The sequence below is a fragment of the Terrabacter sp. 2TAF16 genome (assembly GCF_052115065.1).
Taxonomy (GTDB): Bacteria; Actinomycetota; Actinomycetes; order Actinomycetales; family Dermatophilaceae; genus Terrabacter.
Genome location: NZ_JBFRFZ010000003.1, coordinates 78,110 through 103,734 on the forward strand (window position 1 = coordinate 78,110; position 25,625 = coordinate 103,734).

24 protein-coding genes are annotated in these 25,625 nt (G+C 73.8%); 5 read left to right on the forward strand and 19 right to left on the reverse strand.

Going from position 1 to position 25,625, the window contains the following annotated elements; translation table 11 throughout:
- Positions 1 to 39: 39 nt before the first annotated feature.
- Positions 40 to 453, forward strand: coding sequence for a RidA family protein (locus tag AB4Z14_RS04210; protein WP_442274091.1), 414 nt, complete (start codon positions 40 to 42; stop codon positions 451 to 453).
- Here the strand turns inward: AB4Z14_RS04210 and AB4Z14_RS04215 are convergent.
- The 6 genes from AB4Z14_RS04215 to AB4Z14_RS04240 form a co-directional block, all read right to left on the reverse strand.
- Positions 446 to 1,612 (reverse strand): VWA domain-containing protein, encoded by a 1,167-nt coding sequence (locus AB4Z14_RS04215; RefSeq protein WP_442274092.1) that lies wholly within the window; start codon positions 1,610 to 1,612, stop codon positions 446 to 448. The two genes, AB4Z14_RS04210 and AB4Z14_RS04215, sit on opposite strands and share 8 nt — an antisense overlap.
- Positions 1,609 to 3,834, reverse strand: a complete 2,226-nt coding sequence (locus tag AB4Z14_RS04220) for a DUF5682 family protein (RefSeq protein ID WP_442274093.1) — start codon at positions 3,832 to 3,834, stop codon at positions 1,609 to 1,611. The genes AB4Z14_RS04215 and AB4Z14_RS04220 overlap by 4 nt, the downstream gene beginning before the upstream one ends.
- 4 nt (positions 3,835 to 3,838) lie before the next feature.
- Positions 3,839 to 4,936, reverse strand: a complete 1,098-nt coding sequence (locus AB4Z14_RS04225) for an ATP-binding protein (RefSeq protein ID WP_442274094.1) — start codon at positions 4,934 to 4,936, stop codon at positions 3,839 to 3,841.
- Entirely contained in the window at positions 4,933 to 6,453 is a 1,521-nt protein-coding gene (locus AB4Z14_RS04230; protein ID WP_442274095.1) for a DUF5691 domain-containing protein, read from the reverse strand. Before AB4Z14_RS04230 ends, AB4Z14_RS04225 begins: the two co-directional genes overlap by 4 nt.
- Positions 6,450 to 7,757 carry an SWIM zinc finger family protein gene (locus AB4Z14_RS04235; protein ID WP_442274096.1) on the reverse strand — a complete coding sequence of 436 codons (1,308 nt, stop codon included), beginning with the start codon at positions 7,755 to 7,757 and terminating at the stop codon, positions 6,450 to 6,452. Before AB4Z14_RS04235 ends, AB4Z14_RS04230 begins: the two co-directional genes overlap by 4 nt.
- A gap of 102 nt (positions 7,758 to 7,859) precedes the next feature.
- A complete protein-coding gene (locus AB4Z14_RS04240) occupies positions 7,860 to 8,114 on the reverse strand; it encodes a MerR family DNA-binding transcriptional regulator (protein WP_442274097.1) in 255 nt (84 codons plus the stop codon).
- Between the two features lie 142 nt (positions 8,115 to 8,256).
- Here AB4Z14_RS04240 and AB4Z14_RS04245 point away from each other — a divergent pair, with 142 nt between their 5' ends.
- Positions 8,257 to 8,949 carry an SDR family NAD(P)-dependent oxidoreductase gene (locus AB4Z14_RS04245; protein WP_442274098.1) on the forward strand — a complete coding sequence of 231 codons (693 nt, stop codon included), beginning with the start codon at positions 8,257 to 8,259 and terminating at the stop codon, positions 8,947 to 8,949.
- Here the strand turns inward: AB4Z14_RS04245 and AB4Z14_RS04250 are convergent.
- Together AB4Z14_RS04250 and AB4Z14_RS04255 are read right to left on the reverse strand one after the other, a co-directional pair.
- Positions 8,939 to 11,140 (reverse strand): acyltransferase family protein, encoded by a 2,202-nt coding sequence (locus AB4Z14_RS04250; RefSeq protein ID WP_442274099.1) that lies wholly within the window; start codon positions 11,138 to 11,140, stop codon positions 8,939 to 8,941. The two genes, AB4Z14_RS04245 and AB4Z14_RS04250, sit on opposite strands and share 11 nt — an antisense overlap.
- A complete protein-coding gene (locus AB4Z14_RS04255; RefSeq protein ID WP_442274100.1) occupies positions 11,109 to 12,386 on the reverse strand; it encodes an MFS transporter in 1,278 nt (425 codons plus the stop codon). The genes AB4Z14_RS04250 and AB4Z14_RS04255 overlap by 32 nt, the downstream gene beginning before the upstream one ends.
- A 71-nt stretch (positions 12,387 to 12,457) precedes the next feature.
- On the opposite strand from AB4Z14_RS04255, the gene AB4Z14_RS04260 reads away from it, so the two are divergent.
- A complete protein-coding gene (locus AB4Z14_RS04260; protein ID WP_442274101.1) occupies positions 12,458 to 13,387 on the forward strand; it encodes a LysR family transcriptional regulator in 930 nt (309 codons plus the stop codon).
- Here the strand turns inward: AB4Z14_RS04260 and AB4Z14_RS04265 are convergent.
- From AB4Z14_RS04265 to AB4Z14_RS04295, 7 genes are all read right to left on the reverse strand, one after another.
- Positions 13,371 to 13,547 carry a hypothetical protein gene (locus AB4Z14_RS04265; RefSeq protein ID WP_442274102.1) on the reverse strand — a complete coding sequence of 59 codons (177 nt, stop codon included), beginning with the start codon at positions 13,545 to 13,547 and terminating at the stop codon, positions 13,371 to 13,373. The genes AB4Z14_RS04260 and AB4Z14_RS04265 overlap by 17 nt on opposite strands.
- A gap of 102 nt (positions 13,548 to 13,649) precedes the next feature.
- A complete protein-coding gene (locus tag AB4Z14_RS04270; protein ID WP_442274103.1) occupies positions 13,650 to 14,318 on the reverse strand; it encodes a cobalamin B12-binding domain-containing protein in 669 nt (222 codons plus the stop codon).
- A 153-nt stretch (positions 14,319 to 14,471) separates the two neighbouring features.
- Positions 14,472 to 14,714, reverse strand: coding sequence for a hypothetical protein (locus AB4Z14_RS04275; RefSeq protein ID WP_442274104.1), 243 nt, complete (start codon positions 14,712 to 14,714; stop codon positions 14,472 to 14,474).
- A 61-nt stretch (positions 14,715 to 14,775) separates the two neighbouring features.
- Entirely contained in the window at positions 14,776 to 15,768 is a 993-nt protein-coding gene (locus tag AB4Z14_RS04280) for a hypothetical protein (protein WP_442274105.1), read from the reverse strand.
- Positions 15,769 to 15,940: 172 nt separating this feature from the next.
- Positions 15,941 to 16,261 carry a DUF2853 family protein gene (locus tag AB4Z14_RS04285; protein WP_442274106.1) on the reverse strand — a complete coding sequence of 107 codons (321 nt, stop codon included), beginning with the start codon at positions 16,259 to 16,261 and terminating at the stop codon, positions 15,941 to 15,943.
- Between the two features lie 109 nt (positions 16,262 to 16,370).
- Positions 16,371 to 17,369, reverse strand: a complete 999-nt coding sequence (locus tag AB4Z14_RS04290; RefSeq protein WP_442274107.1) for a peptidoglycan-binding protein — start codon at positions 17,367 to 17,369, stop codon at positions 16,371 to 16,373.
- Positions 17,370 to 17,426: 57 nt separating this feature from the next.
- Positions 17,427 to 18,422 (reverse strand): ArsR/SmtB family transcription factor, encoded by a 996-nt coding sequence (locus tag AB4Z14_RS04295; protein ID WP_442274108.1) that lies wholly within the window; start codon positions 18,420 to 18,422, stop codon positions 17,427 to 17,429.
- A 58-nt stretch (positions 18,423 to 18,480) separates the two neighbouring features.
- Between AB4Z14_RS04295 and AB4Z14_RS04300 the strand changes: the two genes are divergently transcribed.
- Positions 18,481 to 19,689 (forward strand): hypothetical protein, encoded by a 1,209-nt coding sequence (locus AB4Z14_RS04300; protein ID WP_442274109.1) that lies wholly within the window; start codon positions 18,481 to 18,483, stop codon positions 19,687 to 19,689.
- A 6-nt stretch (positions 19,690 to 19,695) separates the two neighbouring features.
- On the opposite strand, the gene AB4Z14_RS04305 is transcribed toward AB4Z14_RS04300, so the two are convergent.
- The 4 genes from AB4Z14_RS04305 to AB4Z14_RS04320 all read right to left on the reverse strand — a co-directional run bounded on the left by AB4Z14_RS04305 (position 19,696) and on the right by AB4Z14_RS04320 (position 24,603).
- Entirely contained in the window at positions 19,696 to 22,638 is a 2,943-nt protein-coding gene (locus tag AB4Z14_RS04305) for a helix-turn-helix transcriptional regulator (RefSeq protein WP_442274110.1), read from the reverse strand.
- Positions 22,639 to 22,706: 68 nt separating this feature from the next.
- Positions 22,707 to 22,865 (reverse strand): hypothetical protein, encoded by a 159-nt coding sequence (locus tag AB4Z14_RS04310; protein ID WP_020143554.1) that lies wholly within the window; start codon positions 22,863 to 22,865, stop codon positions 22,707 to 22,709.
- Positions 22,866 to 23,022: 157 nt separating this feature from the next.
- A complete protein-coding gene (locus tag AB4Z14_RS04315; protein WP_442274111.1) occupies positions 23,023 to 23,949 on the reverse strand; it encodes a nuclease-related domain-containing protein in 927 nt (308 codons plus the stop codon).
- 57 nt (positions 23,950 to 24,006) lie between these two features.
- Positions 24,007 to 24,603 carry a LysE/ArgO family amino acid transporter gene (locus tag AB4Z14_RS04320; RefSeq protein ID WP_442274112.1) on the reverse strand — a complete coding sequence of 199 codons (597 nt, stop codon included), beginning with the start codon at positions 24,601 to 24,603 and terminating at the stop codon, positions 24,007 to 24,009.
- Between the two features lie 70 nt (positions 24,604 to 24,673).
- Between AB4Z14_RS04320 and AB4Z14_RS04325 the strand changes: the two genes are divergently transcribed.
- Positions 24,674 to 25,615: a LysR family transcriptional regulator ArgP gene (locus AB4Z14_RS04325; protein WP_442274113.1), complete on the forward strand. Its 942-nt coding sequence runs from the start codon at positions 24,674 to 24,676 to the stop codon at positions 25,613 to 25,615.
- Positions 25,616 to 25,625 lie beyond the last annotated feature (10 nt).

The window sequence follows — 25,625 nt, forward strand, 5'->3', positions numbered from 1 at the left end:
GCGTCCGGAGCCACGGGACCTCCCGCTACCGTCCTGGGCATGAGCCGACCCACCAGCGCCGTGCGCCTCATCAGGGCCGCCGCGCTCACCGACACCGCGCCCTACGCGTATGCCGCGACGACCGATGCCGGCGCCCGGCTCCTCTTCACGGCCGGAGCTTGCCCCCTCGACGAGTCCGGTGCGACCGTGGCGCCCGGCGACGTCGCAGCCCAGGCCCGGCAGTGCGTGGACAACCTCGTGACCGCTCTCGACGCCGCTGGCGCCACGCTGGGCGACGTCGCCTACACGCGCGTCATCGTGGCGACCACCGTGCGGGAGGACCTCGTGGCGGCGTGGACCGTCGTCCACGACGCCTTCGGCGAGCACGAGGTGCCGAGCACCCTGCACGGCGTCACCGTCCTCGGCTACCCCGACCAGCTCGTGGAGATCGAGGCCGTCGCCGCGCTCAGGTAGCCGGCTCGGCCTCGTGGGTCGTGACGATGTCGTGGGCCGCGGCCCAGGCCGTGATGTCGCGCTTCTCGATGGCCGTCGCCATGAGGTCGGGGAACTGGTCGGGCGTGCAGGCGAAGGCCGGCACCCCGACGGCCGCGAGGGCCGAGGCGTGGTCGGCGTCGAAGCTCGGCCGGCCCGAGTCGCTGAGCGCGAGCAGGGCGACCATCGTCGCGCCGGACGCGACGATCGAGGATGCGCGTCGGACCATCTCCTCGGCGATGCCGCCTTCGTAGAGGTCGCTGACGAGCACGAGGATCGTCTCGCCCGGCTGCTCGATGAGGCCCTCGCAGTAGGCGAGCGCCTGGTTGATGTCGGTGCCTCCGCCGAGCTGCACGCCGAAGAGCACGTCGACGGGGTCGTCGAGCTCGTCGGTGAGGTCGACGACGGCGGTGTCGAAGACGACGAGGCGGGTCTCGACCGACCGGAGCGAGGCGAGGACTGCCCCGAAGACGCTGGAGTAGACGACGGACTCGGCCATCGAGCCGGACTGGTCGATGCAGAGGATGATCCGCCGCTCGACCCGGTGCGCCCGCCGGGCGTGACCCACGAGCCGCTCAGGCACGACGGTGCCGTGCTCGGGCTGGTAGTGCTTGAGGTTGGCCGCGATGGTGCGGTTCCAGTCGATGTCGGACGCCTTGGGGCGCCGGGTGCGTGACGCCCGGTTGAGCGCGCCGGAGACGGCCTGGACCGTCTCGGAGCGGAGCCGCTCCTCGAGCTCGTCGGTGACGACGCGGACGACCGCCCGCGCCGTGGCGCGCGACCGCTCGGGGATGACACGCCCCAGCCCGACGAGCGTCGTGACGAGGTTGACGTCGGGCTGCACGGCCTCCATGAGCTCGGGCTCGAGGAGCAGCTGGGTCAGGCCGAGGCGGTCCATCGCGTCGTGCTGCATGACCTGCACGACCGACGACGGGAAGTAGCCACGGATGTCGCCGAGCCAGCGCGCGACGCGCGGCGCCGACGCCCCCAGGCCGCTACGGCGCTCGCCGTCGTAGAGCTCGCGCAAGGACTCGTCGCGCTTGAGGTCGTCGGGGTCGAGGCTCGCGCCCTCGCCGATGCCGTCGGACTGCTCGCCGCCGAGGACGAGGCGCCAACGGGTGAGCCGATCGCGGTCGGTCATGACGCCACCTCCATCCCGAGCAGTCGGGCGACCGCGGCGATCGCCGGTGCCGCCCGGTCGAGGTCGAGCGAGTCCGTCGACGACGGGGTCGTACGCGTGCCGCTCGCGAGGTCGCGCAGGTGCGTCCCGATGAGGCGGCGTTCGGCGGGCTGGTAGCGCGAGAACGTGCGGCGCACGAGGGGCAGGAGGTCCTCGAAGGCCTCCTCGGACGCGCCGACGAGCCACTCGTCGATGATCGAGAGCAGGTCGTCGCCGTGGATGAGGAGCAGCGCCTCGCCGGTGAGGAAACCGTCGAGCCAGGCCGCGGCGGCCGGGGCCGGGGTGCCGGGGGAGAGCCGGCGGCTCAGGCGCGCGGCCGCCTCGTCGTGCGTGAGGTGCCCGCCGTCGAGCAGCAGCCGGTTGACGCGTCCGGCGACGGCGCCGTGGATGACCTCGTCGCGACCGACGGTCACGAGCGCCTCGGTCCACGGGTCGCGCAGGTCGTCGCGGTCGACGAGCGCCACACCGCGGTGCGCCGCCTCGACAGCGGTGCGCATGGCGGCCGCGCTGTCGTCGTCGAGGCTCGAGCACGCGGCGCGCAGCCCGACGGACGCACGCACGACGACGGTCTGGAGCACGTGCGCCACGTCGGCGACGTCGACCCCGCGCACGTCGCCGTAGCGGCACGTCCGCGCGAGCGGCTCGACGGTCTCGAGCAGGGCCTGGGTGTCGTGCTGTCGGGCCGTGCGCTCGGCCAGCGCGGCCACGACGGCGCGCAGTCCCTCCGGCAGGTCGGCGAGCAGGCACTCCTCGATGAGCCGCCCGAGGACGCGGAGGTCGGCCGCCTCCCGCGCCTCCTCGGCGATGCGGGACTCGGCGGCGCTGCGGACCGTCGTGCCGTGGAGGCTCGCCTCGATGACGGCGACGGCGAGCTCGGGTGTCCACTCGAGCTCCCAGGCCTCCTTGAAGGTGCCCGTCGTGCGGCCGGCGTCGACCTGCGCGCCCCACGGGACGTCGAGGACCGCGAGTCGGTGCAGCAGCACCGACCGGGCGAGCTGGGACTCGCGGCGGAGGTCGAGCTGCACGACCGTCGAGGTCGCGGACGCCTTGAGCAGCAGCGTCTTCTGCTGCTTCGCGAGGTCGCCGGCCAGCGGCACCATCGGCGTCGACTCGGGCACCCGCCCGAGCAGCTCACCGATGACGAGGGTGCGGTCGACGAGCCGCAGGGGGAGGTCGGAGCCCTCCGTGAGGACCGCCCGGGCCGCATCGGTCAGCTCGGCGAGCCCGACCGACGGCCTGCCCCGCACGGCGGCGAGCGCGCCCGCGAGGCGGGTCGCCTCGACGACCGAGGCGGTCGACGCGTCGAGGTCCTGGTCGCGCAGGGCCCGGGCGACGCGGACGAACCACGACGGCACGACCTCGTCGTCGGGGGTGACGAAGAGGTGGTGGTACCACCCGGGCGAGCGGACCCCCGCGCCGTAGCCACTGGCATACGACAGGCGCTCGGAGCTCCACGGCGCCCACGTGGCGGCGACCTTGATCTTCGGCAGCCTGCTCATGAGCGCGTTGTCACGACTGGCCGGCGGGAAGGAGGCCGGGTCGAGAGCTGGGGCGTGGTAGGCGCCGCAGACGACAGCGATGCGCTCGCGACCGCCCCGCATCTCGGCGCGGATCACCTTGCGCATGAAGGCCTCTCGGCGCGCGTCGTCGTCAACCTCGAGGTCGCCCCGGACCCCCTCCATCGCCTCGCGCAGGTGGGCGAAGTGGGCGAGGGACGAGGTGCGGCGGTGCTCGACGGCGTCCTCCCACCAGCGCTCGGGGTCGTCGTAGCCGGCAGCCGATGCGAGGGCCGAGATGGGGTCGAGGCGACGGCCCGGACGACGCGCAGCGTCCCCGGCGTCGCTGTCGGCGAGGTGGTGCGTCGCGGGCAGGTCGGCGAAGCGGACGTCGACCCCGTGCTCGAGCGCCCACTTCAGCGCGACCCACTCGGGGGAGAAGACGGCGAACGGGTAGAACGCCGCCCGCCTCGGCTCGTCGACGGCGTAGACGAGCCCGGCCACCGGCGGCACGAGGTCGGGGTCGGCAGCGAGCGGGGTCAGCGCGTCGAGCTCGGGCGGCCCCTCGATGACGACGACGTCGGGCAGCAGCTCGTCGAGGGCGCGCCCGACGGAGCGTGCGGAGCCCGGGCCGTGGTGCCGTACGCCGAGCACCTCGACGCGGACGTCCACCCCACGCACGCTCACGGGCTCAGCCGAGCTCGCGGCACGCGCGGTAGAGGTCGGTCCACTCGGTGCGGTCCTTGACGACAGTCTCGAGGTACTCGTGCCAGACGATGCGGTCCTGGACCGGGTCCTTGACGACGGCGCCGACGAGGCCGGCCGCGACGTCGTCGGCCCGGACGATACCGTCGCCGAAGTGGGCCGCGAGCGACAGCCCGTTGGTCATGACCGAGATGGCCTCAGCCGTCGACAGCGTCGCCGAGGGTGACTTCACGGTGGTGCGCTGGTCGGCGGTCACGCCGGAGCGGAGCTCGCGGAAGATCGTGACGACGCGCTCGATCTCGGCGAGGGACTCGAGCCCGGGCGGCAGCTCGAGCGAGCGGCCCAGGGAGTCGACGCGGGTGCGGACGATCTCGACCTCCTGCGCCAGGGTGTCGGGCAGGGGCAGCACGAGGGTGTTGAAGCGGCGCTTGAGGGCCGACGAGAGGTCGTTGACCCCCTTGTCGCGGTTGTTGGCGGTGGCGATGACGTTGAAGCCCTGTTGCGCCTGCACCTCCGAGTCGAGCTCGGGGATCGGCAGGTGCTTCTCCGACAGGATCGTGATGAGGGCGTCCTGGACGTCGGCCGGGATGCGCGTCAGCTCCTCGATGCGCACGAGGGTGCCGGTCTCCATGGCTCGCATGACCGGGCTCGGCACGAGCGCGCCGCGCGTCGGCCCCTCGGCGAGCAGCCGCGCGTAGTTCCAGCCGTAGCGCAGCGACTCCTCGGGCGTGCCGGCCGTGCCCTGGACGATGAGGGTCGACGAGCCGCTGACGGCGGCCGCCAGGTGCTCGCTGACCCACGTCTTGGCCGTGCCCGGGACGCCGAGGAGCAGCAGGGCCCGGTCGGTGGCGAGGGAGGCGACGGCGACCTCCATGAGCCGTCGTGACCCGAGGTACTTCGGCGTGATCTCGGTGCCGTCGTCGAGCGTGCCGCCGAGGAGATAGGTCGTGACGGCCCACGGTGACAGCCGCCAGCGCGGAGGGCGGGGGCGGTCGTCGGAGGCGGCGAGGGCGGCCAGCTCGGCGGCATACGCGTCCTCGGCGTGGGCGCGCAGGACCGTGGTGGGAGATGGTGATTCGCTCATCTGAAGGCCTCGGTGATCGATCGCTTGACGGAGTGGAACTGGAGCAGGTTGCGCAGGTTGGTCGTCAGGGTCTGGTCGGCGCCGCTGGACTCGAGCCAGCGCTCGACGGCGTCGAGCGCGGCCGGGTGCAGCCCGGCGACGAGGTAGGGCATCGTCGCGACGACGATCGCCGAGCCCTGGGGTGCGGCGCGCAGCCGGGACACGAGCGCGACGCTGTAGTCGGCCGACCACGGGGGCTCGACGGCCGCGATGACGGCGGCCGCGTGGTGCGGCTTGGTGCTCGTGGCGTCGACGCGCCTCAGCACGGCTCGCTCACGCAGCTCGCGCGGGAGGGCGGGCACGAGCGTCGGGTCCCAGCCGCCGTCGAGGAGCGCCGCCGCCCACTCCGGGTCGCGTCGGACTCGCACGGCACGGCGTATGCCGGCCAGCGCGTCCGTCGCCTGCGCGTCGGTGAGGCGCTTGACCGTCGCCACCGGACCGGCGCCGGTCAGCTCGGCCCAGAGCTCGAGCGGGGCGCCGGCGCAGAGCTGCTCGAGCCACCAGCCGCGGGCGGAGCGGCGCGGCGGGGGCTTGCCGAGGCCGTCGCGCACGGCGGCGGGGTCGGGCTCGTCGGGCAGGGTCACCTCGACGGCGCGACCGAGCAGGCCGGCGCGCCGCACGAGCGGTCGCAGCCGTGCGGCCATGCGCGTGGCCCGGGCCGAGCCCGGGAGGGCGTCGAGCAGCTCGGCCGCCAGCTCACGCACGCTCGCGGCCCGGTCGTCGAGAGCGTCCTCGAGGAGCGGCTCGTCGTCGGGGCCGAGGGCGATGCGCAGGGCGTCGAGGTGTGCGCGTCGGTCGCGCGCCGCGTCGGTGGCCCAGGTGGAGCGGACGAGCTCGCGCGCCGCAGCCGGGTCGTGGGCCCGGACACCGGCGAGCACGGTCACCCGGTCGGTCGAGGGCAGGCGGGCCCAGTCGTCGGCCCGCGGCGCGGTGCCGGTCCGGCGCGAGGCGGTGCGGGCCTCGGCGCCCGCGGAGGCGTCGGCGACCCACGACCACTCGTCGCGCAGCCCGGCGAGCCAGCGGCCACGCTCGTCGAGCACCGCGGCCGTCGGGCGCCGCAGCTCGCGCGCCCCGGTGGCGAGCGCGAGCAGCGTCGGCAGCAGGGCGTGCGGCACCCGGCAGCCGGCGTCGTCGGCGGCACCCAGCCAGTGCGCGAGCAGGGCGCTGCGCTGCTGGGCCCCGGCCGGGGGCTGGGTCATGACGAGCTCGAGCAGCTGGACGGCCCGGCGCGGAGCCACGGGACGCCGGTCGTCGGGGGCGGCTTGCGGTGGGTCGGCGTGGTCGAGCCGGCGCCCCGCGCGCAGGGCCGCGCCGCCCAGCGCGGCGGCGTCGAGGAGGGCCTCCTCGCGGGAGGACTCGCCGGAACGTCCCAGGACACCGGCCCGCCCGAGGTCGGGCAGCGGGGGCGCCGGCCGGCGCGCCGTGCCCAGCAGCGCGGCGTTGCCGACGTCGCGCCACCACGTGTCGAGGTCGCTCACAGCCCGACCACCTCGCCGTCGAGCACGACCGTGAGCGGCCGCAGGCGGGTCTCCTCGAGCTCGCCGAAGACGCGCGCCGGTCCGCCGCCGGTCAGGGCGAGCAGCGACCACACGTCGGCGTCGTCGGTCAGGGAGACGCTCGAACCCTCCGCGTCGACGACCCGGTCGACTCCGACGCGCACGTCGGACAGGACGACGGGGATGCGGCGCGCCCACGGGTTGCGGCCCCAGGTCTCGGCCGCCGCCGACCGCGCGTCCTCGAGGGACGCGCCGGACGGCATACGCACGTCGCCGTCGGAGACGGTGGGCTCGTCGACGAAGAGGGCCCGCCGCACGGCGGCACCCGGGTAGCGCGCCAGCGTCGCGTCGAGCCCGGATCCGACGACGCGCGCGACCGGCAGCACCTGGCCCCCGGCCGCGAAGTCGAGCACCTGCACCGTCTCGCCGGTGGCGCTCCCGCGCAGCCACGTGCGCTGCTGCTGGAGGCGGCCGTCGTCGCTGCGGTGCGCGCCGAGGACGAGCCAGCGGTCGGTCACCGCGTCGGCCCGGCGCACCGACTCGGTGCTCGTCGACCAGCCGAGGTAGGCGCGCAGGTCGCCGAGTCGGGCCTCGTCTAGCGACTCGCGTCCGGACCAGGCCCGGGTGGCGGTCCACCAGCGACCGAGCGCGACGAGCAGGCGCTCGGCCCAGTCGGGGCGACCGCTCACGGCGCCGCCGACCGAGCGCACGTCGTCGGCGAGTCCGGGCAGCTGGGCGTCGACGAGGCGCGCGGCCGTGCCGTCCCACCACGCGTAGGACTGGTGCCGTGCGGCTGCCGTGCCGCTGCGCGCGAGGTCGGTGAGCCACCGCGCGAAGTCGTCCATGCCGTCGTCCATGAGGGCGAGCCGCTCCTCGAGGCGCTTTGCCGCGGCTGCGGGGTCGGGGGTCCTCGCCGGGCGGGCGGCGTCCCCGGCGGCCTTCGCCTCGGCCCGGGCCGAGCGCTCGGCGGCCCACTCCTGGGCGAACCCGGCCACCTCGGTCGCCTCGGCGACGGACCCCGACCCGTCGACCCAGAGGAGCAGGAGCGCGAGCCCGTGCTTGCACGGGAGCTTGCGGCTGGGGCACGAGCACCGGAACGCGGGCCCGGTGAGGTCGATGCTCACCTGGTAGGGCGTCTTGCCCGAGCCCTGGCACTTGCCCCAGAGCAACGTCTCGGTGGAGCCGGTGTCGGACCACGGCCCGGGGCGTGCGAGCCTCCGGGCAGCGGCCAGCGACGAGGCGTCGGGAGCCAGACCGGCCACCTGCTGGGAAGTCCATCGCGTCATGACTCGCACATCATGACCGACACCTCCCACACCCGTGGGCGGAGCGCCGTATGCCGTGTCGCCGTTTGCCGTGCCGCCGCGTGCCGGGTCGCGCGCGTGCGGTCAGGCGTCGCCGGTCGAGCTGCGGCTGCGGTCGGCGTCACCCTCGCGGAGGAGCCGCTCCAGATGCGCCATGACGCTGGCGCGCTCGAACCGCCGGTGGCCGCCGGGCGTCCGGGTGGAGGTCAGGAGGCCCACCCGGGCCCAGCGGGTGATGGTGGCCGGAGAGACCCGGAAGATCCGGGCGACCTCGTGCGGAGCCATGAGCTCCCGCGCATTGCCGTCGTGCCCGCGGTCGGACGAGTGTGCTGTCGCCATGGTGCTGCCCCCGTGTCCCCTGTGCGCTGCGTCCCCCGACGCGCGATCGACCACAACATACCCACCTTCGCAGCCGTGAGTCGGCGAAGCGAGGGCCGAAGCGCACCTTCCGGCCGGCCGTTCGCCGGGTGATGATGGCCGGGTGACCGACCTCGCCTCTGCGCACGTCCTCGTCCTCGGCGCCACGGGCGGCCTCGGCAGCGCGATCGCGAGGCGTCTCGTGGCGTCCGGCGCCCGGGTCACCCTGTCCGGTCGGGACGGAGCCCGTCTGGAGGCGCTCGCCGACGAGCTCGGCACCGCCGTCGTGACGGTCGTCGCCGCCGACCTGACGATACCCGACGGACCGGCCTCGGTCGTGCGTGCCGCGAGTGCGGACGCAGCTCTCACGGGGGTCGTCAACGCCGCCGGTGTCGTCGCGTTCGGCCCGGTCGAGGACCTCGACGACGACACCCTCGACGAGGTGCTCCTGCTCGACCTCGTCGCGCCGATCCGCCTCGCCCGTGCCGCCCTCGCGGTCATCCCGGAGGGTGGCTTCCTCGCGCAGGTGAGCGCCGTCGTCGCCGAGAAGGCGATGCCCGGGATGGCGGCCTACAGCGCCGCGAAGGCGGGGCTCACCGCCTTCGACGCGGCTCTCGCGACCGAGCTGCGGCGGCGACGCATCCGGGTCCTCGACGTCCGTCCGCCGCACACCGAGACGGGTCTGGCGACCCGACCGGTCGCCGGCGAGGCGCCGAGGCTGCCGCAGGGGCTCGACCCCGACGCCGTCGCCGAGCGCGTCGTGCGGGCCCTCGCCGACGACGAGCGCGACCTCCCGTCGACGGCCTTCACAGCCTGACGCCGGAGGCCCTGAGCAGATGGGCGAGGTCGGGGGCGAGCTGGCGGGCGTACTGCACCGACGTGTGGAGGTAGTCGCCCTTGAGCACCGTCCCGGTCGTCGTCGTGAAGATGGGGCACCGTCCGTCGACGCAGTACCAGTGGGTCGTGTCGACGAAGACGGCGTGCTGCACCTTCTTCTCGACGTCTCGCGTGCGCGCCCACCACGTCGGGATGCCGGTGACGCACCGTCCCGGCGACCCGCCCGGCCGGTAGCAGTCGAGGAACGCGACGCCCGGCATCGACGGCGCGACGATGACGACGGTGCCGACGCTCCCGCGCACCGCGTCGACGAACGCCTGGTCGGCGGCCAGCCACTCCTTCGCCGAGGCCGTGCCCTTCGCGTGGGACCTGAGGCGGACGGCCCACGAGTACGTCTCGGTCATGATGAGGACCTTCGGCTTCACCTTCCGCACGTAGTCGAGCACCATCTTCCGGTGGTCGACGCAGGGGAGCGCCCACTCGTCCTTGCCGTAGTCGGCGTCGACGCCGTTGACGGCACAGGCGATCTTCGTCATGCCGCGCACCTTGTAGGTCCTGCCGTAGGCCTTCTCGACCGTCGCGAGGAGCGGGAAGCCGATGGAGTCGCCATAGACGATGATCTCGGGCCCGGCGAGGTTGCCGAAGGTGCACGACTCGGGGTCCTCGGCGTCGGTCGCCGTGCAGGCGCTCATGGCGGCGCGCTGGTCGGCGGTCGTCTGCCACTGGTCGGGTGAGGGATTGAGGTCGGCCGGCCACGACCCCGACGCGAGGGCGCCTCGGAGCCCGTCCTGGATGCGGGTTCCGCTGGCGCCCAGTGGGATCGGCGTCCAGCTCGTGGCCGTGGGCGTCGGCGTGGAGGCCGGCGTGGAGGTCGGCACGGGGGGCGTCGTCCGGGTCGGTGGGCTGGTCGTCGCGGTGGGCGTCGGCTCGGGGTTCTGCGCCGTCGGAGCGGGCACCTCGCCCTCCGGAGGTGGGACGGCGCCATCGGGGTCGTCGGCCGCGACGACGGTGCCACCCGCGAAGAGGTCGGGTCGGGCCGACGCCGCCCCGCCGACCCCGACGACGAGGAGCACGAGCGCCAGGGCGGCGGCCACCATGCTGCGACGCCGCACGCGTGGCGCGTCGAGGACCGGTCGCTCGACGAGGTGGTGCGAGATGACGGCCAGCGCGAGCGTCGCCGTGAGGACGATCGCCGCGCTCGTCGCCCCCGTGGTCGTCAGCACGACCGGGGCGAGCACGACGAGCGGGAAGTGCCAGAGGTAGAGCCCGTAGGAGATGTCGCCGACGTAGCCGCTCACCGGGTTCGTCAGCAGCACCGCTCGCGGTGCCGGCGCACCGATCCCGGCGACGAGCACGAGCACGGTGCCGACGGCGACCCCGAGCGCCGCCGGCCAGGGGACGCCCGTGTCCGGCGTGGCGAGGACGTATGCCGTCACGACCGTCGCGAGGCCCGCCCACGAGAGTGCGGTGCGGGTTGCGGGAGCCAGCCGGACGGCATACCGGGGCACGGTGGCGAGCGCGGCGCCGAGCGCGAGCTCCCACGCGCGGGTCAGCGTCGAGAAGTAGGCGGTCGTCGGGTCGGAGGAGGTCGAGGCGGCTGCCCAGACGAGGGACGCGACGCCGACGGTCGCAGCGAGGCTGCCGATCGCCACCCGGTGTCGGCGCACACCTCCCGCGACGGCGACGACGAGCACGACGAGCAGCGGCCAGACGAGGTAGAACTGCTCCTCGACCCCGAGTGACCAGTAGTGCAGGAGCGGCGAGGGCGCCGACCCGGTATCGAAGTACGTGTCGGCGCGGGCGGCGTAGTGCCAGTTCGCGGCGAAGAGCATCGCCCACAGGGCATCCGTGTGGATCGAGGCGACCTTGGCACCCGCCCACGCCCACGGCGCGATGGCGACGACGGCGGCGATGACGAGCAGGGCGAGCGGCAGGATCCGTCGAGCCCGACGGATCCAGAAGTCGCGCAACGAGATCCGTCCGGTGCGGTCGCGCTCGCGGACGAGCACCCCGGTGATGACGAAGCCGGACAGGACGAAGAAGGCGTCGACTCCGAGGTAGCCGCCGCTCGGCCAGCCGAAGAGGTGGAAGGCGATGACGGCGGTCACGGCCACGGCCCGGAGGCCCTGGATGTCTGCCCTACGCGGTCCCCCCACCGGACCGTCGCTCATGCGGGACAGCATGCACCGCGCGAGCCTCCGGGGGGACGGTAACGCGGGTGCCGATCGGATCGCCGCCGGGCAGGGCGGTCAGGGCGAGCGCCAGGGCGAGCGCGGCGAGCACGACCACCGCGCCCACGACGGCGCGCCAGCCGGGTCCCGACCACGCGTAACCGAGCAGCCAGCCGACGAGGGCGGACCCGCTGTAGTAGGCGACGTTGTAGAGCGCGGTCGCCTGGGCGCGCCCGGTCGTCGCCCGGGCGCCGACCCAGGCGGAGGCCGTCGCGTGGGCGGCGAAGAAGCCGGCCGTGAGGACGAGGAGGCCGACGACGACGACGGGCAGCGCGCCCGACAGCGTGAGCAGGGCGCCGATGGCCATGGTCACGGTGCCCGAGACGAGCACGCGCCGCCGCCCGAGACGCGGCACCCAGCGGCCGGTGAGGCGCGAGCTGACGGTGCCGGCGGCATACGCGGCGAAGATCAGCGACCCGACCGTCGCGGGCAGCGCGAACTCCGGGCCCTCGAGCCGGAAGGCGAGGTAGTTGTAGACCGCGACGAAGCCGCCCATGAGAAGGGCCCCCTGGCCGTAGAGCGCCAGCAGCGCCGGGTCCCGCAGGCTCGTGCGTATGCCGTCCACGACGGTCCGCGCGGTGGCTGCGGTCGTCGGTCGGTAGCCGCGCGCCCGCGGCATGAGCCGCAGGAAGACGACCGACGCGACGGCACACACGGCGCCCACCGTGAGCAGGGCCGGGCGCCAGCCGACGACGCCCGCGAGCGGTCCGGCGATGAGCCGCCCGGCTGCACCACCGATCGTCGTGCCGGAGATGTAGGCGGCCGCAGCCGCTGCCGTGTGGCGGGCGTGCACCTCGTCGTGGAGGTAGGTGACGGCGAGCGCGGGCAGCCCACCGAGGGCCATCCCCTCGACGAGGCGCAGGGCGAGCAGGGCCTCGATCCCGGGCGCGAGCGCGACGGCGACGCCGAGCACGGTCGAGGCGACGATGGCCACCTGCATGGCGCGCAGCCGACCGACGCGGTCGGCGATCCACGACCATGGCAGCACCGCGACGGCGACGCCGAGGGTCGCGAGCGAGACCGACAGGGCCGCGTCGGCGGGGCTGACCTCGAGGCCGCGCGCGAGGGTGGGCAGCAGCCCCTGCGGTGAGTAGAGCTGCGCGAACGTCGCGATGCCGGCGGCGCCGAGCCCGACGAGGATGCGGCGGTACTCGCGGCTCGCGGGGAGGTGTCCGGCCCAGGTCATGCGCTCGACGCTAGGTCGGTCAGGTCGTGCGCACCAATGCATACCAAAGGCGCGACTCATACGATCAGAGCATGAGACCTGCCGAGTTCCGGGCTGTCGTGCGGCTGCTGCCCGTCTTCGTCGTCGTCGCGGAGGTCGGCCAGGTGACGACCGCGGCCGCCGTTCTCGGCATGCCCCAGCCGACCGTCAGCCGGGCCCTGGCCCGCCTCGGGGACCTGCTCGGCACCCCCGTCGTCGAGCGGGACGGGCGCGGGATCGCCCTGACGGCGGCCGGACGGGCGCTGCTGCCCTTCGCGCAGGAGGGGGTGGGTGCACTCGAGCGCGGTGTCGACGTCGTGACCGGGTCGAGCGTCGTCGGGCACGGCACGGTCGGTCTGTCGTTCCAGACCCTGCTCGGGGAGGCCGTCGTGCCGGCCCTCATCCGCCGTTTCCGCGACCGCTTCCCGGGGGTGCGGTTCGAGCTGGCCCAGGGCTCACGGCAGAAGGCCCTCGACGACTTCGAGGCCGGCCGCTGCTCCGTCGCGCTCGTCGCGTCGCCACCGTCACTGCCCGGTGCGTCGACCACGGTGCTCTACGACGAGCCCCTCGTCGTCGCCGTACACCGGTCGCACCCGGCCGCCGGGGCTGGCTCGGTCTCCGTCGAGCGTCTGGCCGCCGACGGGGGCGACGAGCTCATCGTCCTCAAGACCGGCTTCGGCCTGCGTGGCCGCGTCGAGGAGATCTACGCCGACGCCGGGGTGCCGCTGCGCGTGGCCTTCGAGGCCGAGGATGTCCACACCGCAAGGGGACTCGTCGGTGCAGGGCTCGGCGTCGCCATCCTCCCGGACTTCGCCCCGGAGGGCGACGTGGTCCCTGTCCGGCTCGACCACCCGCAGGCGCAACGGACCATCGGCGCGATGGTGCGCAACCCCGCGCACGACCCGACGATCGCGGCCTTCGAGGAGTTCGTGGGCCGGTCGGGGCGGCCGGTGGCGCTCGCCGCGCTCAGCCGGCCATCCTGACCACGATGGTGATGAGCCCGGCGACGAGGAGGGCGGCGGCGGCGATGCCCGCGAAGACGAGCCCGATGCGCTGGTCGCGCCCCGTGCGACCGGGTCCGTCCACGGCCTCCGACCCGACCTGGTCGACGAGGTGCTGCGGGCCGTTCGGTCCTGCGTTCATGGGAGCTCCATCGGTCGGGTCCTGCGGGTCACGGTGCCTGGGCACGGCAAACGAGCCTATCGCCGAACAGGTCACGCGCGCGGTGGGCAGGCCGGCCTGTCGTCAGACAGCCGTGGACTCGTCGATCTGCGTGGAGGACTTGCCGAGGGCCTCGTGGAGGGTGCGGGCGCCGCGGACGGGATCGCCGTCCAGGCGGGTCGCGTGGCACAGCTGGGCGACCTCGTCGGTGGCGCCAGCCGCGGCGAGGTGTACCGGTGTGGACGTGGCGACGCGGCGCAGCGCCGGCGCGTGGGCGGCGAAGGCGGTGGCCCGGCGTGCCGCGACGACGACGACCTCGGGCTGGAGCGTCCGGCAGGTGAGGGCGAGCTCGGCGGAGGGCGTGTCGGCACCGAGGTAGCAGGTGCGCCAGCCGAGGCGAGAGAGCACGATCGAGGTGGCCATGAGCCCGAACTCGTGCTGCTCGCCGGGCATGCAGGCGAGCACGGCGAGGGGGCCCTCGGGTCGTTCGTCGGCCCCCATGAGAACCGAGAGCCGCGAGCGCAGGACGTTGCTCGCGAAGTGCTCCTGGGCCACGCCGATCGACCCGGCCGACCACCGTTCACCGAGCTCGTGGAGGTAGGGGAGCACGACGAGCGAGAGGGCGTCCTCGACGCCGAGCTCGTCGAAGACCTGGGTCAGGGTGCGGTGCCCGCCGGTCTCGTCGAACGCCTCGAGCGTCTGCTCGAGGTGGTTCATCCACTCGCGGGGCGTGGTGCGGCGCGGCGTCGGCATGGCGGGATCCTCGCGGGTGGGACGGGGACCCGGGACGTCACCCGGGTCCGAACTGACGCAACGTACCCAGTGGGGCCGTCCTCCCCACCAGCCGTGACCGAATCGTGGCCCGGCGTGCCGGACCACCCCTGCGAGCAGGCTCGACGGGTGGCGCTAGAGGTCGCTCATCATCGAGACGGAGCACGACCCGGCCCGCGTGGGCACGTGGTGCGGCGCCGACACCGAGGGCAGGCGCACGTCGGCGAGCGATGTCGTGACGACAGGGGCGGCCGGGGCCACCGTCCGGGGTGCGGCGACGGCCGACGATCCGGCCAGGGCCGTGAGGGCGACGAGTGCCGAGCCCGCGACGGCGGTCAGGGCGCTGCGACGGGTCAACCTGCTGCGGCGCGTGTCCATCTGTCCAGTGTGCGCCCGTCCGGCCGCCGGGTCCATGGGGACCCGACGGCATACGTCCTCGTCATCGGGCCGGGAGGCGGGTGACCCAGAAGGGGGCCGTGTCGGGTGAGGGGATCCCGAAGCGGGCGTTGACGACCCACAGCGAGCCGAGCGCGGCCGTGGCGGTCGACGGCACGTCGAGCCCGGCGTCGGTGAGCGTGGCGACCCACCGACCGCGCAGCTCGCCGGCGTGGGTCCGGAGTCGCACGACGCTGACGTCCTGAGGGCCGCTCCCGCGCACGTTGTAGAGGGTCCGGCCCACGAGCTCCAGCCCGTCGCCGCTCGTGATCGGCGGTCCACCGGTGACGGCGATCCGGCGGGCGACGCCGGAAGCCGGGTCGACCTGCCAGAGGCCACCCACGCGGCTGTGGTTCAGGAGGATGGGCCCGTGGGGCAGGGTGCGGATCCCGTTGGCGTTGAAGGTGTTCGGAGGACTGGTCGGCCAGTCGCCGATGAGGTTCACGAACTCGGCCGGGGCCCCGGACGGGCGGCCGTGGCGGGTGAGTCGCACGATCGTGAGGCGGTCGACGTTCGAGTCGGTGGCCCACACGGCGCGACGGGTGACGACGAGGTCGTTGAGGAAGCCCGCCCCGGGGACCACGGTGTCGCCGACGACGGCTCCCGACCGGGCGTCCACGGCCCAGACGTGTCCGACGGCGCCGAGCGAGCCCACGGCCCAGACGAGCCCGGTGCGGGCGTCGAAGTAGAGGCCGCGCAGCGACCGTCCGGCCTCGGGGGCGAGAAGGGTGCGGACGGCTCCGGTGCGGAGGGAGCCCGTGACGATGCGGCCGTCGGCGACGGAGCCGACGTAGAAGGTCGGTCCCGGCCCGGACGTGATGCCCTCAGGGCGGGTCCCGATCGGTAGGTCGATGCGCGAGGGGAGGTGGCCGCGGCCACGGCCCTGCTCGGCGGAGGCGACGGGAGCGGTCAGGGCGGTGACGGCGACGGCAGCAGCCGAGCCGAGGACGAGGCGACGCGAGGGAGTGCCATGGTGCACGGCGTTGTGGTTGTCCATCCTCCATGGTGAGCGGATGACCGACCCGAAATCGAGGGGCGGCCGGTGAACCTTTGACCCGGGTGTGTCGTTGCACCCGGGCCGCCGACCCGGAAGCAGCACGTATGCCGCCTGGCCCGGCCAGGCGGCATACGTTCGTCCGCGTCCGGAAGGACGCGGTCAGCAGCGGAGGTCAGCGGAAGAGGTCGAGCTTCCCGTGCTTCTCGGCCAGCAGGTAGTAGACGGTGACGCGGTTCTTCGTGCGGTCGCCCTTGAGCGTCTGCCCGACCTCTGCCAGGGAGGCGTCGAGATCGGCGTCGGAGTCGGTGAGGCCGAGCTTCTTCTTCATGAATCCGTCACGCACGCGGTCGGTCTCGCTCTTGTCGCTGAACGACACCAGTGCCGAGTCGCGCTTCTGCAGCGCGATGCCGCAGTGCCGGACAACGCCCTTGATCGCGGCGTCGTCGGCGTCGGGGGAGTACTTCTTTACGTCAGCTGCCCAGTCTTCTGCCATGTGCCGTGCCCCTCTTCGTCGAATGGCGTGAACACCGCAGACGCTAGACCTGAAATCGCTGCCGGAGAAGGGTCCTCGCTGGGAAGTTCCGGGGAGAATCGTCCGCTCGTCAGGCGGTGAGCATCGCCCAGGTGCGGGCGCCCACGACACCGTCGGCGGTGAGGCCCCGGGACTGCTGGAACGCCTGCGTCTTCGTCGCGGTCATCGCGCCGAAGACGCCGTCGGCCGTGAGGCTGTAGCCCCGGTGGGTCAGCAGCTTCTGCGCGGCGACGACGGCCTGGCCGCTCGAGCCGCGCTTGACGGAGACGACGAGCGCCGACCACGTCTTCGGTCCGACGACGCCGTCGGCCGTGAGGCCCTTGGAGTGCTGGAACGAGATGACGCGGCTCTGGGTCGTCGGTCCGAACGAGCCGTCGACGGTGAGGCTGAACCCGCGCTGGCGCAGGAGGTGCTGGATGGCCGTGACGCGGAAGCCGCTCGCCCCTCGGTCGACCGTGGTCCAGGCGCTCGGGGCGGGCGTCGGGGTGCCGCCACCGCCGCCGATCCGCCGGGCGAGGGCCGCGAGGCGAGCATCCCCGGGGCGGACGTTGATCTCGAAGTGCATCTCGTCCTTGCGGCCCGAGTAGTCGCCGCCCCAGCGCACGACTCCGTTGCAGGAGTTCAGGATCGAGCGGATGTGCGATCGCTGCGTCGCCGTGAAGGTGCCTGACCTGCCGAGCGGGTGGCGCGGGGCGTTGAGGTCGATGGCCGTGCCGCTCGAGTGGTTCGACAGGGTGGTGCTGCCCGAGATCGGACGGTAGCTGTGGCCCCAGCACCAGCCCTTGACGAGCCCCTCGACCTCGCTGTTGAAGCGGCGGGCGACGTAGCCGAGGACGACGTGGACGTCACCACGGCGGACGCCGGCCGGGAAGGTCGCGGCGCCGACGGCCAGGGTGGCGAGCGGGACGGTCGACGACGAGCCGGCGGGCCAGCCGTTCTGGGATGTGGCGGCCTGGGCGGCGGTGGCCGTGGCCGCGACGAGTCCGCCGCCGATGAGGAGGCCGCCCGCGCCGCGGATCAGTGTGCGGCGCCCGACGGCGGGACTGGTGGTTTCGTGGAGCTCACACATGACTACCCCTGAGCGTGTGTCGGTGGCGTGGACGCGGGCGCGTCCGCAGCGCCGACGCTAGGGGCGAGCGGCGTTGCGGTACATGGGGAGAACTCCCCGACCGGAGGCCACGAGGGCGTCGCCCAGGGCGGTGCGCCAGTAGAGCACCTCGCGTCCCGACCGTCGGCGCAGCACGGTGCCCGAGGCGAGCAGCACCTTGAGGTGGTCGCCGACCGAGCCCAGCGGCATACCCGTGCGGGCGACGAGCGCGCTCGTGCTCGACGGTCCGTCGAGGGCGCGCAGCAGCCGTGCCCGAGCGCTGCCGACGAGGCGCTCGAGCCCGTCGTCTGCCTGGCCGTCGACCTCGGCGAGGGCTCCGGTCACGGGGTAGTAGATGGCGTAGCGACGGGGGAGGTCCCAGCCGACCCACGTGGCGGTCCCGTGGGCGGGCACGAAGTAGAGGTCGGCGTCGTCGTCGAGGACGCGCGAGGGCAGGTCGTAGCGGTTGATCCGGAGCTGGCCGTCGCCGAGCCACTGGCGGTCGCGGCCGAGGTCACGCAGCACGGCGGCCCAGCCGTGGGTCGCGAGGCGCGCCGTCCGCGACACGATGTCGGCACGCAGGATGCGCTCGCGGCGGCCCCAGTCGCTGGCGAGGGCGTGCGTCCACACCCACTCGAGCAGCTGGGCCGCCTGCTCGGCCGTGCCCGGTCGGCTGAGGATGCGCGGCAGCGACGCCTCGGGGGTGCTCTCGCGCAGGTAGGCGCGAATTCGCTTGTCCCCCAAGGCTCGCACGTCATCGACCTCGTCGGCGAAGCTGCGACCCGGACCGTCTGGCGGGAGTGCGAGCCAGTCGGAGATCCATCCCGTGCGCCAGCTGTGGTCGAGGACGGCACGCCGCACGGGGTGCTCTGCAAGCATCGCCTCGAACGACTCACGGTGCGCGGCGGCGAAGGCCCGCCCCGCGGCGTCGCTGGGCCGCACGAGGTCGTTGAGGGCGGCGACCGTCTCGATGCGCGGGGACACCACGAAGCGGCTCCGCGCCAGCAGGTCGGCCGAGATCCGCCACGTCCCCATGTTTCGCCTCCCTCCGAAAGATTAGCGGCCCGGGCCGCGAGTCGTCAGGGTGGAGCGAGTGAAGACCTACCGCCAGCTGTTCGCCATCCGTGAGTTCCGGGTCCTCTTCCTCGTCCAGTGCATCAACATCGGGGCGTATGCCGTCGCGTCCCTCGCGCTCGGCACCATCACGTTCGCGGCCACGGGGTCGCCGGTCCTGACGGCCCTCGCGATGTTCGGCGCGCCGCTCATGCGCATCGTCGGCCAGACCCTCTTCGGCTCCGGCTCCGACCTCGTCCGTCCGCGCACCGCGTTGGTCCTCGTCTTCACGACGACGATGGTGAGCGACCTGCTCCAGGCGATCCCGGGGCTCGGGTGGGGTTGGCGCTTCGCGCTGCTCGCCGTCGGCCCGCTCATCACCTCGGCGCTCGGCGGCAGCATGATGGCGCTCGTCTCCGACATCCTCCCGCCCGACGGCTTCATCCTCGGCCGGGCGACGATGAACATCGCGGTCGGCGGCATGCAGATCGTCGGCTACGGCATCGGCGGTCTGCTCCTCATCACCTTCACGACGACCGAGCTCTTCCTCGGCTCGGGTGTCGCCCTCCTCGTCGCGGTCGTGCTGCTCCGCCTCGGCCTCGAGGACCACCCGCCGCGGCACGCGGCCACCTCCCTCGTGCGCCGCACCCGCGAGGTCAACCGCGCCCTGCTCGGGTCGCGCGTCATCCGTCCGCTCTACCTGACGTTGTGGGTGCCCAACGGGCTCATCGTCGGGTGCGAGGCACTCTTCGTGCCGTTCGCAGGCGAGCGCGCGGGCTACCTCTTCGCCGTCACCGCGGCAGGGATGCTGCTCGGCGACGTCGTCGTCGGGCGCTTCCTCGCCGTGGCCGTGCGCGACCGGCTCATCGGCCCGCTGCGGCTCCTGCTCGCGATCCCCTACCTCGCCTTCTTCGCCGTCCCGTCGCTTCCGTATGCCGCTGCGCTGGCCTTCGTGGCGTCCGTGGGCTACTCGGCGAGCCTGCCCCTGCAGGAGCGGCTGGTGACGCACACCGACGCGCAGGCGCGAGGCCAGGTCTTCGGGCTGCAGGGCACGGGCCTCATGGTGGGCCAGGCCCTCGGGGCGCTGCTCGGGGGCGTCGTCGCGACCGCGCTGGGGATGGGGCCGGTCGCGGCCGCGCAGGCGATGGGCGTCATGGCCGTCGCCTCGGTGGTCGTCTCGGTCGCCCTCACCCCCGGTCTGCGCCGGTCGCGACCCGGGGTCGCCGTGCGCGAGGGCGCGCCAGCCTGACCGCCTTCATCCGGTCACGAGCCCACGTCGTCGCGCGATGGCGGCCGCCTCGGTGCGACCGGAGGCGCCGAGCTTGGCCAGGAGGTTGGAGACGTGGACGCTCACGGTCTTGGTGCTGATGTAGAGCTGCTTGCCGATCTGACCGTTGGTCAGGCCCTGCGCCAGCAGCGCGAGCACCTCGAGCTCGCGAGGGGTGAGGTCGACCGTCACGCCGGCGGGGCGCACCGCGTCGAGCTCGGCGAGGAGCGGCTTGGCCTCGAGCCTGACGGCCTCCTCGCGGGCCAGTTCGGCGACCGTGCGGGACTCGACGTCCTCGCCCGCGGCCCGCAGGGCCTCGGCGAGCCGCGCCCGCGAGCGGGCGGTCTCGAAGACGTGGCCGTAGCGCTCGAAGGCCGCGACGCTCTCGCGCCACGCGTCGACGAGCTCGGTCACCGGCGGCGGCTCCTCGACCCCGGCGACCCGCTGCAGCCGCAGCACCTCGGCCTCGAGCCGTGCGGTCCACGCCCACGTCTCGCGGCTCGTGTCCTCGAGCGACTCGGCGGCGGCACGCTCGAACTTCGGGCGGCTCGCCTTCTCGACGGCGGGCCGGAGCTCAGTGATGCGGCGGCCGCGATCGGCGAGCTCCTCGACGACGGCGACGGCGCGGGCCCGGAGCGCCGGGTCGGCCCGGGGCACGAGCGCTGCAGCCTGCCCGGCCACGAGCGCGGCGAGCCGCACGACGGCGTGGTACTCGCCCCACGTGGCGTCGAGGACGCGGACGGCCTCCTCGGTGAGGTCGAGCATCCCTCCGAGGTCGCCCGTCTGGCCGAGCACGTCGACGGCGGGCATGGTCGTCAGCACGACGCACAGGCCGTCGACGGGCCACCACTCCCGCATCGCCCCGATGAGGTCGGGGTCGACGGGGTCTCCGCGACCGGCGTGCACGAGCAGGGCGGCGCCGGTGAAGATCGTGCGCCCCGGCTGTGGGGCCGGTCGCCCTGCGAGGTCGAGGCGTCGAGCCGCGCCGTCCCAGTCGCCGAGCTCGTAGGCCGTGAGTCCGCCGAGCAGGCGGCACTCCTGCCCCCAGGGTGCCCACTCTCGGTGCATCCGCCGGGCGACGGCGGCCCCGCGGTCGTAGAGCTCGAGCGACCCGGGAAGGTCGCCGCGGCGGTGCGCGAGGGACGCGAGCTGGTGCAGGGCGCGCAGGAGGAGAGGGTCGTCGGGGTCGATGTCGGCGACGATCGAGCGAAGGTGCGTCTCGACCGAGTCGAGGTCCTCCTGGGCCTCGAGGATGCGAGCCATGATGGTGCGCACCTCGGCGAGCGCGCCGCCGAGTCCGAGACGCTCGGCGAGCAGCGACACCTCGTTGCCGACGACGGCCGCCTCGACGAACGAGCCGTTGTCGACGAGCGCCTGCACCCGGGCGACGAGCACCCGGACCCGGCGCTCGTCGGCCTCCTCGCCGATGAGCGACAGGGCCTCGTCGGTCAGGGCGATGGAGTCGATCGGCAGGTCGAGGATGCGCGAGCGGATGACGAGCGTCGAGAGCAGGTCGGCGCGCGCGCCCGGGTCCTGCGCGGTGCCGGGATGGTCCAGCCGGTCGCGCAGCAGGTCCATGGCTCGGATCGGCTCACCGGCGACCATCGCCGCGCGCGAGGCCCGGAGGGTCACCTCGTCGCGCTCGGGGTCGTCCTCGTCGAGCCACGAGAGCGCGCGCTCGAGGAGCAGCAGCGCCTCCTGCGGACCGCCGACGGCCATGGCGGCCTCCGCCGCGGCTCGACTCGCGCGGACCGCCGTCGGCAGGTCGCCCACGGCGGCGGCGTGGCGGGCCAGCTCGGACGCGGGGGCGAGTTCGGGACGCTCGGCCAGCACGGCGGCATACGCCCGGTGGAGCCGGAGGCGCTCGCCGGGCAGGAGGCTGTCGGCCACGGCCTCACCGAGGAGGGCGTGGCGGAAGGTGTAGGCCGGCGGCCAGCGGGCCTCGAGGACGTGGTGCTCCACCGCGGCGGCCAGCGCGGCCTCGAGCGTCTCGTCGGGGAGGTCGACGACGCGGGAGAGGAGGTCGTGGCCGATGAACTGCCCTCCCTTGAGGGCGATGGCTCGGAGCACGCGCTGGGCGGTGTCGTCGAGCTGCTCGACGCGGGCGCGGAGCACGCGGCTCAGGCCGCCGGTCAGGCCCTGGCCGGCCGCGGCGCTCGCGACGAGCTCCTCGGCGAAGAACGGGTTGCCCTCGGAGCGGCGGGCGATCTCGGCGTTCGTCGCGGCGTCAGTGGGGGCGCCCTCGATGCCGGAGACGAGCTCTCGCACGGCGTCGTCGGGGAGCGGGGCGAGCTCGACGTGCTCGAGACCCGCGATGCGCGCCCACACGGCGAGCGTCTCGTGCAGGGGGTGGCGGCGGTAGAGGTCGTCGGAGCGGTAGGTCACGACGAGGCCGACCGCGTGCGTGAAGCCACGGGTCAGCAGGAGGGTGATGAGGTCGCGCGAGGAGTGGTCGGCCCAGTGGACGTCCTCGACGACGAGGAGGGACGGCTGGGCGTCGCCGAGCGCGGACAGCAGGGCGTGCACGGCCTCGGCGACCTGGCCGGGGTCGGTGCTGCGTCCGGAACGGTCCCGGTCGGGTGCGTCGGCGCGCCCGGGCAGCAGGTGGCCGAGGCTCGGGTGGGTCTCGAGCACCCGCTCGACGACGTCGGGATGGCCTGCGTCGATGGTTCCGACGAGCTCGACGAAGGGGAGGTAGGCGAGGCTGCTGCCCGCCTGGCCGACACAGTGACCGACTGCGGTGAACCAGTCGGACGCGGTGGCCTCGGCGACGAGGTGCCCCACGATGCGGGACTTGCCGATGCCGGCGTCGCCGGACAGCACGACGACGCCACCGGGCCGGGCACCCGGGGTGGGGCGCAGTCCGATGGCGTCGGCGAGACGGGACAGGTCGGTGTCCCGCCCGATGAGGGGGCCCGTGCTGAGCGGCATACGCGGAATCATCGCGTACTCCGCCGACAGGAGCGGGACGGTCGGCGACACGGGTCGCGTCGCCGTCGTCACCGCGCGCGGCCCGGGTTGTTCTCCTCTCGGGAGACCCGCGCCATGGTGCGACGCATGATCTCGAGCGACGAGTCGCGGCGGACGCGACGACGCTGCGGGTAGCGGGACTCGATCTCGACCTGGACGGTGCGGAAGTCGATGTACTGGGTGGTCATGGTCTTTCCTCTGCTCGTGCCGTTCTGGACTTCTCCAGACTCGGTTGCTGAGGTAGACCCCCACATCGGACGACCGCCCTATCCCTGCCCGCCGACTACCTCAGATCCGATGGCGTATGCCGTGTGGACCCGTCTGAGGTAGGCACCCGGTGGAGCTTCAGGCGGGCGGGAAGGCGGCCGCCAGCCGATCGCGCACGGCTGCGACGTCCACGGTCGCGAGCGGCGCTGTGTCGCGGGTGGACGGCGTCGCGGTGACGAGCTGCAGGAGGCGCTTGGACCACAGCACGTGAACTCCGCGCGTCGTGAAGGCACCGCCGATGAGCGGCCAGTCGGCAGCGACGAAGCACAGCACGCCCGTCACGGGGACGGTCGGGTCGTCGACGGACGTGCGGACGAGGTCGACCTGCCCCAGCACCCCGTCGACGAGCTTCGTGCAGTCACGTCCACCGACGACGAGCTTCTCTGTGCGGGGGCGGAAGAGCCCGCCCTCGACGCGGAGGGCGGGCCTGCCCTGGTACTTCTTCGCGTCGACGACGAAGATGCCGTGGCGCGAGACGACGACGTGGTCGATGTTGGCCCGCGTCCTCGGAATGCGCCGGTCGTGCAGCACGGCGAGGTCGTCACCCACGAGGGCGTCGAGACGGCCGCCCACGAACTGCTCACCCTCCGCGCCGGTGTTCCAGGCCCGGGTGCTCTGCGGCTCCTCGGTGATGGCGAGGAGGAATCCGCCGATGCGCGGGTGGCGCTCGCGAACGCGGCGCTCCCGGGCGTCGCGCCGTCGTTCGAACTCGCGCCGCGCCGACCCGCCGGCCGGGCCGCTGGTTTCCCGGGCCGGCTCGGGCTGGAGGGACGGCTGGGCCCGTGGTTCGTCGGGGACGACGGCCACGCCGACGTCGTCACACCCCGGGGCGACCGTCGTGGCCGACTCACCCGGGCACTCGAGGCAGCGCACGGTCCGGCTCGACCGTTCGTAGACGGCACGGGTCCCTGCTGGGAGCGCGGCGGCGCACCGTCGGCACGTGCCGGCATACCGAAGCCTCATGCGTTTGTCGTCGCCGACGTCGGCGACCTCCCCCGTGCTCACGCAGCAGAGGTTAGGTCGAGCCCTTCCGTCGCGCAGGCCAACGAGCGAATCAGGCGTTCAGCCGAGGAGGAGGGTGGCGGCGATGGTGAACATGACGACGGCGATCGCGACGTCGAGGACGCGCCACGTGGCCGGCCGCGCGAAGAGCGGCGCGAGCAGGCGCGCGCCGTAGCCGAGCGAGGTGAACCACACGACGCTGGCGAGCGCGGCCCCACCGGCGAACCACCACCGTCCGTCCGGACCGTGCTGGTTGGCGAGCGACCCGACGAGCAGCACGGTGTCGAGGTAGACGTGCGGGTTGAGCCACGTGAGCGCGAGGACCGTCGCGAGCACGCCTCTGCGCGACCGCTGGATGGCGCCGGCTTCGAGGCCCTTGGGGTGGCGCGCGTTGCGCAGGCACAGCAGGCCGTAGCCGACGAGGTATGCCGCCCCGACCCACCGCACGACCGTCAGCAGTCCCGGGTGGGCCGTGACCAGACCGCCCACGCCGAGCACGCCGGCGAGGACGAGGACGGCGTCGCTCACGGCGCAGACGGCGACGACGAGCCCGACGTGGTGACGCGCGAGGCCGGTACGGAGCACGTAGGCGTTCTGCGCGCCGATGGCCACGATGAGCGAGGCCATCGTGAGGAAGCCGGGCACGAGGGAGGTCACGCCCTCGACCGTAGAGGGATCGCGACCTTCAGTGAAGCGAAGGTTTCTTCACCATCATTAGCATGGCTTCATGCGGCTCCAGCCCGAGCACCTCGCGACCCTGCTCGCCATCATCGACACCGGCACCTTCGACGCGGCGGCCCGACGGCTCCACGTGACACCGTCGGCCGTGAGCCAGCGGGTCAAGGCGCTCGAGGCCGAGGTCGGCCAGGTCGTCGTCGTGCGCAGCACCCCGTGTCGCGCCACGAGCGCGGGCGAGGCGCTCGTCCGGCTCGCCCGGCAGCAGGGACTGCTCGAGTCGGAGGCGCTTGCGGGGCTTGTCGCCGACGGTCGGTCCCGGGTCGACCTGCCGATCGTCGTCAACGCGGACTCGATGTCGACGTGGTTCGGTGCGGTGCTGACCGAGGCTGCCGCCTGGGACGACGTCGTGCTGCGCCTGAGGGTCGAGGACCAGGACCACTCGGCTCGGCTGCTCCGGTCGGGTGAGGTGCTCGGCGCCGTGACGTCCGACCCGACGCCGGTCCAGGGCTGCTCGACCGAGCCTCTCGTCACGATGCGCTACCTGCCAGCGGCGGCGCCGCCGCTCGTGGACCGATATCGGGTCGGCCGTGGGATCGACTGGGCCGCAATGCCGCTCGTGCGTTTCAACGACAAGGACGACATCCAGCAGCGCATCCTCGACCGGCGCGGCGTGGACGTCGCGCCGCCGACGCACGAGGTGCCCGACGGGGGTGGCTTCGTGACGGCGGTCCGCTCCGGGCTCGGCTGGGGTGCGCTCCTGACAACTCAGCTCGGGCCGTTGCTCGACGCTGGTGAGCTCGTGCGACTCGGGTCGCGCGACCACGTCGACGTCCAGCTCTACTGGCAGCGGTGGCGGCTGCCCTCGGCGCACCTCGACCGGCTGAGCGACACGGTCCGACGCGAGTCGGCGCGTGGCGGGATCCATCCGGATGGCGGCAGTCACCCGCAAGGGGTGAGCCGCGGCGACCAAGGCCGCTCGATAGTGGAGTGATCGACCCGTC